Genomic DNA, 11,971 nt, shown 5'->3' on the forward strand with positions numbered 1-11,971 from the left:
ACAATTATTTAAGTTATAATAATTCTATTTCTCTTGCTCATAAATCACTTGCACTTCTCGTGTTTATACCTCATGTTGTATTCCGATTTATGATAGCCAACCCAACTGAGTATTGTTATGGACGAATATTTTAACGGATGGTTCAATCGAGAACGCCAAAAACAGCGAGAAAGCATTGTTAATGAAAACCATTTCTTAACTTTATCAGAGTTTAGCTCTTCAGTTGGGCTGTTAGAAAAGCATGTCATACATCATTGTAAGAAATGCGAATTACTTTTTATTAAAGATGAGGCGGGAGGGATATGGCTCCCGACCTGTCAGGTTATTGATGGCACACTAAATGAGTTAATGATGTCGTCAATTAAGCGTATAGCATCAAAGTTTGATGCTATTGATGCGCTTGACTTTATAACCGATAAAAAAAGTGACGGTTTAGTATTACATCATTTTTTAGTGAGTGATTTATCTATTCAGCGTTGTAAAACACCAGAAGACCTTATTAAAATTGGATTAGAATTAGATCGTTTAAGTGTACGATTCCATGGAAGTTTGGTGGATGCGGTGTCACAAAATAATGAAGCAGCGGTTGAAGCTTTCATACAAGATGTACTAACTGGAAGACAGCGCTCAGTCAAGACCACGACCGTTGATATTGATGTGTAATGTTATGACTATTATTCCATTTTCTCTCTGTTAGATGTGAGACAGTTTGTTAATTTGAGATATCAAACTGTCGCTTACACCTTCATTTATTGCACTTAAAAGCGCTTTCCCTGTAAATGCTTTAAGTCTATCGTCTGTCGCAACGTCTCCGCAGATAAACCAAGTCGCATTTAAAGCATTGGCGTGAGCTAACATTAGACGCACGGGATCTCTATCATCAAGCCTAACTTTATAGGTCAAATCAACAAACGCTGCTAATTGATTTTCAGTAAATACAGTATGCTTAATTAACAATTCACGCGTGAATCGTTCTCCAGTCGGGTACAAAAGAAAGCCTACACTGTTTGCTGCATCAGCCAAACGCTGTGCACCTTTTCTATCGGGTGTCACATTTTTCATTAGCAAATCAGTATTGCTTAAAAATGGCTGTAACTCATAAATACGACGAACGTCATCGTTTTGATTTAAATAGTTCGAAGAGTAAAGAAGAGAGCGCGGGTCAAAATATAAAATGTTCATTGGTTCTACCGAAAGTGATTTTATGCTCTATCTATAAGTACACCATAATGCACTTATAGGTCATCTCGATTGAAAGCATGGCTAAAAGTCCATTAAAGTGGACTTTTAGATTTTAAGTGACTGATTAATATTAAAATATATCACACCATACATTCGAGGGATTAACCATCATAGAATTTTCTTTTGGGTGGCACCAACTCTTTGAAAAGCGTTCCCAGTTCCCCTCTCGTTTCTTAGCGATTCTTAGGCGATTTAAGAATTCTTAATTTCATTGGTCTCCTTCACCTACTGAAATAAAGTTCAAGGATTTCAAATTGTTGATTTTCCATGTTCTACGAGATCGTTTTCTAGGCGTTGTTTTTGTTCATGCAGCAAGGCAATTTCGTTTTCAGCTTCTTCTAGGCCCTTCTCCAATAGGCGATGACTCGTAGCCAGTTCGCGGTTTTCTTCTCGTAGAATACTTATTTGATTGTCTGATTCATTCAGTAACTTCTGAGTTGATTTAAAAAGGGTTGAAGTTTCTGTTAACTGCGCTCTGGTCGTTTCATGCAGCTCAGATAAGCCTGATAACTGAGATTGAAGTTGATTGGCTTCATTCATGGAATATTCCAGTTTTACCTGAGTGGCCGTGTGAGCCTTATCTATATCCGATACTGTTCGTCTTAATTCATCCAACGAAATCTGCTGTTGAGCGGCCTTTTCCGTTGTCTTATTGAAAGAGTCAGTTAGTTGACTAATGGTTTGTATCAAATCTGATCTTTCGCTTTTTGAACTTGTTAATCTGACCTCTAAGTTATCGATTTGATCTTCTAGTAGCTCATTACGCTCAACTTGTTTCTGTAGTCGCACTTCAATATCAAGAGTATCTTGCTCAGCCATCGCTTGAGCTTTTACCAATATATCAGATTTAGCATCTAGCTCTCTGATTCGCACTTCCATCAAGGATTCATAATGAATGTGTGCTTTGTCATTAATTCTGATAGTCATATCACGAAGTATTTTCCCAAGCTCTTGTTCATTGAGTGACAGCATATCTTGAAGCTCAACAGGCAACTCAAAAGTCGATGCCACTGCTCTCTGGTCAGGATTAGTATCTACTGTCGATTGTTTTATTTCGGGAAGCCTGCCTTCTCCGATGAGGCGCTCAAGGTCAGTCTGTATAGAAGCAATTTTTCCACGTCCAAGAGCTTCTTTAATGAGCCACCCCGAAGGTTGTCGACCTTCATCGGACAATTGAGTTGCAATGCGTATAACATCTTCATCCGCATAAGATTTTGGTCTAGCCATATGGTTTATACCTTTGTTTTAATTATTATGATGGTTAGTTAGTAAAGTAAGCTGCGTGACTAACTTACTTATTAGGATGATCTGTAACGGTATGGTCATTGTTCGGTGCCACTGCTTCAGGCGCTTTCAGCAAAGCCACCTCATTTACGATTTTATCTGATAGACCTGGTGGTAGGTCTAGCACTGAGTTCAAGACAGAACTCAGGTACTCGCTTTGTTTTTTTAATACGCCTCTGTCTTTAGCATTGATCGCAAGTACCACTTTCTTAAAGATATCAACCAGTTTTGGCACTACGGTTTGTGTTAGCGATTGAGTGAGAATAGTCAGCCTTGATGATTCAGCTTTGAGATCTGACAACTCAAGTTGCATCGTATCTCGCTCAACCTGTAATTGGTTTAGCTGTACTTCTACCAGTGCAGTATCATCTATCAACTGTGATAGTTGTTGCTCGGTTTTTTCATTCTCATCTAACAAATAAACACGTTTCTTTTCTGCCAACTTTATTTTTCCCTGAGTTAGATCTAATTGGTGTGTGTGATAATTATGGCTGCGCTCCAATTTAGGTAATGAAGCCTCTCGATTCATATCTCTTCTTTTTTCAGATCTTCGCTCTGACTCTGGAGCAAGCTTTGCTACCAAGCCTTTATCAACAAATAGGTGCTGATTAGCATAGTCAAATAACATTTTTTGAAAGTAACGACCAAATTTTTGACTCAACTTCCTCGTCAGTTTCCCATCATCAGGTAATAATTTGGTGTCAGGTGCCGTTCGCTTAATATACTCATTGACGACCTTAATCTGAGTCTTTCTCAAGTCATATTTACCTGTCTGGTTGTTTCGACCAGATAAATAGTAGTGCGCATGTGCTCCCGTTTTGACATCCACACTTCGTTCGTCGTCATGCCCGATAACCGCTTTAACCTCGTAATCGGGAAAATATTCCATTAAGAACTGACTAGTAAACGAAACGTACTCTTCTAAGCTAATTACATCCGTTCCAACCCCCCATTGGTGGGGGATTTTAAAAAGACCTTCTTGAACATACAGATTGTTGGCTGGCGGCTTCTGGCATAACTGATTGTGAGCATTCAGATATGTTTCTAACATCTTAATTCGCTGCTTTTTGCGTTGCATTGTTAGCTTTGCAAACGCATCGATACGTGAGTAAGGAACGTACTTATCCATATCCAGTACAGCCTGTAAAAATTGAGCGGCAGCCTGATTTCCTTTTTTAAGCTCACTATCAACTGCTGTCTTTACCTTTTTGCGATACTGACGAAGTTGTGTTTGCAGCTTCGCTTGATTTGCCTTTTTAGGCGACGGCGCAATCTCATACAACAACTCTAGCCGTTGCTCTTCAGACCATTCTTTAAGAGACGATTGTTGACCATTCGTCCAGATCACGTTTTTTTCAAGCAGCTCATGATTCCACTCTAATTGCTTCGATTTCTTTGCCGCAGTGGGTGGTGATATGCGTAATGAATGAGCTAAAGAATGTTCGCACTTTACACGTTCAGCGGGCTTCGAACTAAAGTTGAACCGACGGTGAAACAATCGAATCTCTTTCATGCAATCCTCCTAAGAGGTGCGCATGGTAGAGAGTCAAGAGGCACTTCTCTTGCCCGCAGCTCACGTGCATCTTTTGCGAAGTAAAAGTGTGACGGGAGCGCAGCGGGTTGCCTTGTCGTATCACTTTTGAAGTGAACGACTTTGGCACTGTTAGTGCCATTAATGGCAGTACAACAGCCATTGTTGACAGCGAAAATGGCAACGGTGGCATCGATAATGCCATTGGTGGCATCGATAATGCCATTGGTGGCAGTGCTTAGAATCATTTCGCACCACCAAGTGTAGCCTTAAGAACCGCTAGCAACTCAGGATTAGACTCTAATTTAGCAACCAGATCCGCTGTTTCAACCGATATCGCAGAAGAAGATGGAGCCGTTACAGGTGCTTGTCCAAAGGCTTCGGCTAAGTTATCGGCTGCCAAACGAGCACAATCTGGAGCATCAGAGGCAATCCAACGCCCATAATGCTTATCAACCATATGAGTACCTGAATGCCCCATCTGAGCAGCAATCCACTCTTTCGATATACCCGCAGTTAAATTTTGTGAAGCAAAGGTATGCCGTAATTGACCAACTCCACGGTGATTAACCTCTGCTTGCAGCAGAAAAGCATCGAAGAAATCTTTGGCAAACTGTGCTGCATGTAAAAATGGCTTACTGGTCTTACTGTTATAAAAAACGAACTGCACAGACTCTTTTTTGAGCGTTTTGTTATCTTCTTGCCTAACCGATATTTTCCTTAGCTTCTTCTTGCCAGTAAGTTGCAACTGCTGTTTCAAGAGGTCAATAGCAAGTTGGTTAAGCTCAACGGTTCGCATTGACCCCTCAGTCTTGGGCACTTTGTATTCTTGAAGAACTTTGGCTCTACGAACGTACATTTCCTTACGTTGCCAAATGATATCATCCCAGCTGAGCGCAAGTAATTCACTGATCCTCAAACCTGTGAGAGCATTAAATAAGCACGCATTTTTCCCACTTTGACACGATACATCAGTATCATGGAGCTTTTTCAGCTCTGCTTTTGTAAACGGTGCAGGTTCGGATGTTGTAACTTTCAGATTTTGAATACCCGTCATAGGGTTTCGTTCGAGCGCACCGTCCAGCTCCGCAAAACGAAAAACCGCTCTTAGGATGATCAGGAACTCATTGATGCTTTTGTTTTTATAATGCTTATGCAAACCATCAATAACGGCAAGGATGTCGCTGTGTGTAACACTCGCAATCTTTCTATGACCAATGCGCTTTGATAGCTTTAAGGCTTTACTCTTCTCTGATCGAAGAGTCGATGGGGCAACGCGGTTTACGCGACTTGCAATGTATTGCTCTATATAGTTTTTTACTTTTTTCTCTTGTTGATTCACGTCTCAATCTTATGGCAGCTTTGGCTGCTCTGCTGTCTTGTGAACAAACTACAAGAGTTCTTTAGCATGATCAAATATGAAAAAGCCAATAATATTAGTTACTTATTATGAAAAATCACGATTACAATGATTATCAACAGGTTAGAAAGTTAAATTTTTTTGAAAAATTTCCATATGAAACTCACACACTAAACTTTCCCCACCCAAACATCTTACGTTGGCATATTGATTCGAATAGGTGTGATATTCACTTCACATGATGCATCTCATTGGTGCGGCTGTAACTATCTAGTGATAATCAAGGCTTGTGTCTCATATTGCTGTATGTGGGTAGAACGCAAGAAAACTGATTGGGGTTCATCACTATTGTTCACCTTGTGTCGATGGCATAACTATAAAGAAACCAGATCATCCTACGACAATTACCGCACCTCATAACTCAGAAGTGCCCCATAACAAGCTAGAGCAGGAATGAGGCTATATTAAAGGTTTGTAATTTGACTTACTTTTCTTTATGCCTAGAGTTCTGACTATGTGGCCAAATTTACTAATCCACAACACATATACTTATGAAAATACACGGCCATTAAAAGAGAGTATCAGTAGATACTCTCTTCAGATTGATCTTACCTCTCTGAAGGGTGAGTCCAGTCAAAAGCCTTTAATGGGGCATCAACTGGTGTATGAGATAATGCATTGGTGAAATTTGAAATAAGTTTGCAAGCTAGGCCTGTCAACACTTCAAGCGCATGCCGCTCTGTGTATCCTACCGTTAGAAAGTTCTGCAACTTTTCATCACCTATATGACCACGATTATCTAGTAGCTCTTTAGTAAAGACATGCAACGCTTGTAGTTTGACATCAGGTAACTCATTTCCTTCCCGTAGTGCTTCAATAATGCTTTCTGGCATATTAGCTGATTTCATGATCCACGTATGACCAGGAACGCAATAGTGACAGTTGTTTTCAAAGTTTGATGTCATCAGAACCACTTGAGCTTCGAGTGGACTGAATAGTGTACTTTGCGTGAATAACTCATAAGTCTTCAAATAAGCTTGATAAGTTGCAGGAGCATCTGCTAGCACTTTATGTAAATTTGGAATTAAACCAAGTGATTTTTTAGATTGCTCCATCATTTGCTTTGATGCTTCTGGTGCTGTTTCAATATTGTGGTAGTTAAACATAATAATTCTCTCGGTTTATTATTTATTAATGGTGAAAACGTTGCGTAAGGCTTGAGTTAATCGTTCTTCGCTTGCTCTTAGTCGATAGTCTTCAGATTGATCTATCCATTGGATGACACCATGTTCATCAATTAAGATCGATGTTGGGATAGACATTGATTTGTATTCAAATGAAGTAGGAAATGGCAGCCCTAATACTGTTTTTGTTTTAGACGAGTCAGCCCCTAAAGCCTTGTGGTGTTCAACGCCGTATTGTTTAACTACTTTGAGTTCTGGGTCTGACAAAAGAAGAAGATCTAAACTATCTCGTTCGATGTGCATTTTTGCTTGTTCTGCCGTATCTCCCGACAACGCAACGACCTTAACTCCATATCGATCCAGAGTCGGTTTCATATCGTTAAACATTTTTAATTCAGCACTACAGTATGGACACCAAGCACCTCGGTAAAACTTAAGTAGAACACGTTGATTTTTTAGGTCATCAGTCGAATAAATCTCGTTGTCATATGTGGTTGATTCGAATTGTGGGAACTTATCTCCAATTGCAACCTCAATATCACCTAGAGGAGTATCTTTTTGACTGAATACCCAAATGAATTTACCACCAAGAAATATGGAAAAGCTGGACATTAAGACAACGAAAACAAAGCTCCAATGCATATTTATAATCCCACTGATAATTGCACCTAGCCCCAAAAGGACACCTGCGGCAAGTGCTAGCATAAGGATGATAGGATTTTTGGGCGGCTTGTTCTTTTTTACTTTTAGAAAGTAATGCAAACTTCCAATCACCGTTGTGGAAAATCCAAGTAGTGATAGTGCTATAGCTGAATACATCGTTTGTTCCTCATTGTTTTGCCTAATTGTTTTGCCTAATTGTACTAGTTAGTACATTTGCAATTAATGTACTAACTAGTACAATAGGTGTCAATAAGAATTTTATGTAGTTGTATAGATAAATGGCAAAGAAAAGACAGTTTGACGAGATAGAAGTGCTTGGAGTTATGGCCAAATATTTTTGGCAGCATGGTTATGCGTCGACTAAGGTGGATCAATTATCGACCGTTACAGGATTAACGAAAACCAGTATTTACAACGCGTTTGGCAACAAAGAAACCGTGTTTAAATGTATAGTAGATTTCTATGTTGAGCATCACATGTCTGTGGTACTCAGGAAACTCGACTCAAATAAATCAATATCAGAGAATCTTCAATATTTATTTGATAGTGAGTTCTTAAATCCAGAGAATGATCTACTCACTTACGGCTGCTTAATTACAAACAGTATTGTTGAATTAAAATCAAACGAACCAGCCCTCTATGAGTATGTTATTAAGAAGTTTGAACAAGGTCGTATTGCAACACTGGCATTTTTTACTCAATATGAGAAAACAGAACGACTTATTGATGGTATAGATGCAGAGCATTTGACCGACTATTTCCTTACGTTTCGTCAAGGACTCAAAGTTCAATCAAGAGGGCAAAGACCACATGAATCTCTCGCTCGATCTATACATGCATTCATGCTTGTATTGAGTACATTTGAAAAATAGATTATGCGTAGACTATTCTCGAGCTTTAGCTTTGTTGTCGAGTTTTAGATGTCTAATGATTATGAGTGCAGCACCGTAGCAACACGATTCTAGTTGAGCCAATTATTTAATCGAGCAGGTAGACTGCTTTATCCTTATCGCAATACTATTGAATGGTGCCTTTAAATGAAAACAATAAAATATAATGGACGTATTGTTTTTCAAAAACAAGATATACCCAGTTTCAAACGTATGCCGCGCGTATTTGTAGACAGTGAAGCGTGTTTTGCGTTTGTCACAAATGGCGATTTTAACGTCAGGGAACAGACAGAATCTGCTTCATTGAACAAAAACTGCGGAATACTGGCAAAATGCACCAACTACTTTTATGAAAACACTAGCTATCATAATGATGAAGGTGCAGGTGAAGCGATTGGTATCCTTCTCTATCCTGAAATATTTCAGTCACTGTTTAACTTTGATATTAGCCAGTCAAAATACAGGGTCGATTATAATATTTTGCAGGTTGAAGTGGACAAATTGCTAGAGCACTATCGTGATAGCATCAGTATATTGCTGGATTCTCCAGAGTTGGCGGATGATTTGCTTATCGAGAGCAAACTACGTGAATTTGTCATTCTTATGGCGAAAAGAACCAGCGCACCTTCTGAACTCGATTTTCTTGCTTCTATGTTTAAACCTAACTTTGCCAAATTTGAAGATATTATCCAAAGTAATCTGTATGCGGATCTGAGTGTGGATGAGTTGGCAGCATTGTGTCATATGAGTGTTTCTACTTTTAAACGTAAGTTTAAAGAGGTGTATTCAGAACCCCCAATAAAATACATTACCAAATTAAAAATCAACAAAGCTAAAGTGTTACTGAAAGATAATAGCTTACGTATCTCCGACATCGTTTTTGAAACGGGTTTCGAGTCGATTTCCACGTTTAACCGTGCCTTTAAAGGACAAACAGGCCTATCCCCTTCTCAATTTCGTTTAACCTGACACCAACGCATTTTAACCTTTCCATTCAGGTTGGCTCGTTTGAACTAATGTGAGCAATTTTTGAACTTTTATGGAGAGCCCTGTACCTCCAAATTCCATATAGTTACCCCATCAACTAAACACAGAGAAAGGTAACGAATTATGGGTATCAGCTTTAAAGAAAAATATGGTGATTGGGCACTTATCACAGGGGCAACATCAGGCATTGGCGCAGAAATGGCAAGCCAGATTGCAGCAAAAGGATTGAACGTTGTTTTGGTCGCTCGTCGAGAAAAAGAGCTTGAAGAGCAAGCTACGTTGCTTACGGAACGCTACGGAATTAAAGCAACGACCGTTTCTGCTGACTTAAGTACGTCAGAAGGCGTCGAAAAAGTTAAGCAAATTGACAAAAGTATTGGGCTACTTGTACTAGCCGCTGGTATTGAAGTTAATGGTTCGTTTGCTAAATCATCTCTAGAGCAAGAGTTGAAGATGATACAGCTTAATGTTAGCTCTGTGTTGCAACTGACTCACCACTTTACACCAACAATGATCGAAAGAAAAAGAGGCGGTATTTTAATGGTATCAAGTCTTTCTGGTCATATGGTTTCCCCATATTTTTCAAATTATGCAGGTACCAAAGCCTACGTTCTTCAGCTAGGTGCATCTCTTCATGGCGAACTTAAACCCAAAGGTATTGATGTAACGGTTCTTTCTCCTGGGTTAACAACTACACCGATGACAGCTGATAATGGTGTTGACTGGTCAAAATTACCAATGGTTGCAAAAGATCCAGCGGAAGTAGCAGAAATAGCTATCAATGGTTTGGGTAGAAAAGCAGTTGTGGTTCCAGGTAAACGTAATCGAATGACCGCTATTCTTTCTGGGATCATCCCCCACCAAAAGCAGGCAATAATGGGTGAATCAATGATTGGAAAAGCAATGCCCAATAACAAAATGTAACCCCCAACAGTTTAAAACTTTAGTGAAAGAAAAAGGAAAAAAGCAATGATTAAAGTATACGTAATATACCCAAATAACGATGATGTGATTTTTGATTTTGATTATTACTGCAACAAACATGTTCCTATGATAGGAGAGCTTCTGGGAGACGCACTAAAAGGGGCGACAGTAGATGCAGGGTTAGCAAGTGTTGTTCCTAGTGAAGCAGCGGCATATGTGGCGATTAGTACAATTTCATTTGAATCTATAGAGTCATTTCAAACGGCATTTGGCCCAAATGCAGACAAGATAAAAGCTGATGTACCGAACTTCACTAATACCGTTCCATCAATTCAGCTTTGTGAGCAAAAAATATAGAACCGCAACTCTCTACGGTGAAAATGAGCAGGATACCGAATAATAAACAATTTGGGTTCTGCTTAGTGTTATTTAATGAAAAAAATTGAAGCTAAACGCTTGATAAAAAGAGTTAAATATGAATATGAAAATCAAATTGGATATTGTGTCAGATGTGATTTGTCCTTGGTGTATTATCGGTTATAAGCGTTTAAATACCGCGATAAAAGAGCTTGGTATAGAAGATCGCATTGAGATTGAGTGGCAACCTTTTCAGTTAAATCCAGATATGCCGCTTGAAGGTGAAGACCTACGTGCCCACCTTAAAAGGAAGTACGGTACTACATTAGAAGATAGCATTCGTTTCAGAAAAGAGATGACAGAGCTTGGAGAAGACGTTGGGTTTAAATTCGACTACTTTGACGGACTAAAAGCTGTAAATACCCTTGATGCTCATATTCTTCTGGAGCATGCAAAAAGTGTAGGCAAGCAAACCGAGCTTAAAAATCGGTTATTTGCTTCGTTTTATAGCGAGCAAAAAGATATATCCAGCAAGAGTACCCTCGAGCAAGAGTTGCAAAGTCTTGGTATTAATGTTGACGAAGCAATGCAATGCCTAGATGACGATAATATGCGAAGTCATGTCCAGTCGCTGGAACAGAAATGGAAGCAAGCGGGTATATCAGGTGTTCCAACAGTTGTATTCAATCGCGAGAGCGCTATTTCTGGAGCCCAATCAGTGGATACGTATAAGCAAGTATTAACTGAATTAGCTAAAGTGTAATTCCTGCATCCCTCTAAAACGGACTTTTGCAATATTTTGGCGGTCTGAAAAAGGCAACGGTCTATATGAAACATAGAGAGCTTGAAGTCTACCTTCATCATCATATACCAGTATCAAAGTCTCTCGGTATCTGTGTGAATACTTGTAGCAGCAAAAATATCGAGATTACTGCACCATTGAGAATGAATACCAACCACATGAATACGGTGTTTGGCGGCAGCTTATCTGTTGTTGGTATTTTGGCAGGTTGGTCTTTAGTTTATGCCCAGTTGGAGGGTAAAAAACATCAAATTGTTATTCAAGAAAATAGCATTCGATACCTGAAACCCGCCAGCAAAGATGTAACAGCAGTATGTAAATATGACAACCTTACGGCGTGGTCTCGGTTTCATCGTGCGTTTCAACGCAAGGGAAAAGGTCGTGTTCAAATAGCCTGCAATCTATTTTGTGCGGATGAGTTGGTTGCTACTTTTGAGGGAATATACGTCGTTTTTAATAAAGAGTAATAAGGTCAAAATGCAATGAAAACTAAAAACTTACGCAACCAATCCAGTTTGTCACGCCCGAACTCTTCAATTTCTTCCCAACCTTGACTCCCTGCAATCACAACGCTAATGGTAAGGAACAGAATATCTAAGAGTTTATTTACAACTTATCCTGATTGGCGTGTATCTTCAATGGCTACAAAGTATTTGAATAAATTGAGCTCAGACATGGTTGACTTGGTTTGTTATCAAAAAGAAGTATAAGATAAAAAACTTAGCTTAAGGTAAAGCTTCGTGATCT

General features: G+C 39.3%; 15 protein-coding genes. 8 read left to right on the forward strand and 7 right to left on the reverse strand.

The features are described from left to right. Window positions 1–117: 117 nt before the first annotated feature. Window positions 118–663, forward strand: coding sequence for a hypothetical protein (locus tag AB4167_RS14075; protein WP_102319803.1), 546 nt, complete (start codon window positions 118–120; stop codon window positions 661–663). Window positions 664–693: 30 nt separating this feature from the next. Here the strand turns inward: AB4167_RS14075 and AB4167_RS14080 are convergent, their stop codons facing one another. From AB4167_RS14080 to AB4167_RS14090, 3 genes are all read right to left on the reverse strand, one after another. Beyond that, the gene (locus AB4167_RS14080; protein ID WP_102319802.1) at window positions 694–1,182 is read right to left on the reverse strand and encodes a hypothetical protein; all 489 of its coding nucleotides are present in this window, start codon (window positions 1,180–1,182) and stop codon (window positions 694–696) included. A 309-nt stretch (window positions 1,183–1,491) separates the two neighbouring features. After that, window positions 1,492–2,469: a hypothetical protein gene (locus AB4167_RS14085; protein WP_102319801.1), complete on the reverse strand. Its 978-nt coding sequence runs from the start codon at window positions 2,467–2,469 to the stop codon at window positions 1,492–1,494. Window positions 2,470–2,533: 64 nt separating this feature from the next. Beyond that, window positions 2,534–4,039, reverse strand: coding sequence for a hypothetical protein (locus AB4167_RS14090; RefSeq protein ID WP_102319800.1), 1,506 nt, complete (start codon window positions 4,037–4,039; stop codon window positions 2,534–2,536). Window positions 4,040–4,146: 107 nt separating this feature from the next. Here AB4167_RS14090 and AB4167_RS14095 point away from each other — a divergent pair, with 107 nt between their 5' ends. Further along, entirely contained in the window at window positions 4,147–4,299 is a 153-nt protein-coding gene (locus tag AB4167_RS14095) for a hypothetical protein (RefSeq protein WP_157936679.1), read from the forward strand. A 2-nt stretch (window positions 4,300–4,301) separates the two neighbouring features. On the opposite strand, the gene AB4167_RS14100 is transcribed toward AB4167_RS14095, so the two are convergent. The 3 genes from AB4167_RS14100 to AB4167_RS14110 all read right to left on the reverse strand — a co-directional run bounded on the left by AB4167_RS14100 (window position 4,302) and on the right by AB4167_RS14110 (window position 7,420). Next, the gene (locus AB4167_RS14100; protein ID WP_102319798.1) at window positions 4,302–5,399 is read right to left on the reverse strand and encodes a site-specific integrase; all 1,098 of its coding nucleotides are present in this window, start codon (window positions 5,397–5,399) and stop codon (window positions 4,302–4,304) included. A 626-nt stretch (window positions 5,400–6,025) separates the two neighbouring features. Further along, window positions 6,026–6,583 carry a carboxymuconolactone decarboxylase family protein gene (locus AB4167_RS14105; RefSeq protein ID WP_055024802.1) on the reverse strand — a complete coding sequence of 186 codons (558 nt, stop codon included), beginning with the start codon at window positions 6,581–6,583 and terminating at the stop codon, window positions 6,026–6,028. Between the two features lie 18 nt (window positions 6,584–6,601). Continuing rightward, window positions 6,602–7,420, reverse strand: coding sequence for a peroxiredoxin family protein (locus AB4167_RS14110; RefSeq protein ID WP_102319797.1), 819 nt, complete (start codon window positions 7,418–7,420; stop codon window positions 6,602–6,604). A gap of 122 nt (window positions 7,421–7,542) precedes the next feature. Between AB4167_RS14110 and AB4167_RS14115 the strand changes: the two genes are divergently transcribed. From AB4167_RS14115 to AB4167_RS14140, 6 genes are all read left to right on the forward strand, one after another. Further along, entirely contained in the window at window positions 7,543–8,136 is a 594-nt protein-coding gene (locus AB4167_RS14115) for a TetR/AcrR family transcriptional regulator (RefSeq protein WP_102319796.1), read from the forward strand. A gap of 165 nt (window positions 8,137–8,301) precedes the next feature. After that, a complete protein-coding gene (locus tag AB4167_RS14120) occupies window positions 8,302–9,123 on the forward strand; it encodes an AraC family transcriptional regulator (protein WP_198589006.1) in 822 nt (273 codons plus the stop codon). Between the two features lie 141 nt (window positions 9,124–9,264). Beyond that, window positions 9,265–10,065 (forward strand): SDR family oxidoreductase, encoded by an 801-nt coding sequence (locus AB4167_RS14125; protein WP_102319795.1) that lies wholly within the window; start codon window positions 9,265–9,267, stop codon window positions 10,063–10,065. A 45-nt stretch (window positions 10,066–10,110) separates the two neighbouring features. Next, a complete protein-coding gene (locus tag AB4167_RS14130; protein ID WP_102319794.1) occupies window positions 10,111–10,422 on the forward strand; it encodes an EthD family reductase in 312 nt (103 codons plus the stop codon). 118 nt (window positions 10,423–10,540) lie between these two features. Continuing rightward, window positions 10,541–11,185, forward strand: coding sequence for a DsbA family oxidoreductase (locus AB4167_RS14135; RefSeq protein WP_102319793.1), 645 nt, complete (start codon window positions 10,541–10,543; stop codon window positions 11,183–11,185). Window positions 11,186–11,250: 65 nt separating this feature from the next. Further along, on the forward strand, window positions 11,251–11,691 hold the full coding sequence (locus tag AB4167_RS14140) for a YiiD C-terminal domain-containing protein (protein WP_102319792.1): 441 nt from the start codon (window positions 11,251–11,253) through the stop codon (window positions 11,689–11,691). Window positions 11,692–11,696: 5 nt separating this feature from the next. Here the strand turns inward: AB4167_RS14140 and AB4167_RS14145 are convergent, their stop codons facing one another. Further along, window positions 11,697–11,816, reverse strand: coding sequence for a transposase family protein (locus AB4167_RS14145; RefSeq protein ID WP_102319791.1), 120 nt, complete (start codon window positions 11,814–11,816; stop codon window positions 11,697–11,699). Window positions 11,817–11,971: the final 155 nt, after the last annotated feature.

It is taken from the genome of Vibrio sp. 10N.286.49.E11 (assembly GCF_041469505.1).
In the GTDB taxonomy this organism is placed as follows: domain Bacteria; phylum Pseudomonadota; class Gammaproteobacteria; order Enterobacterales; family Vibrionaceae; genus Vibrio; species Vibrio crassostreae_C.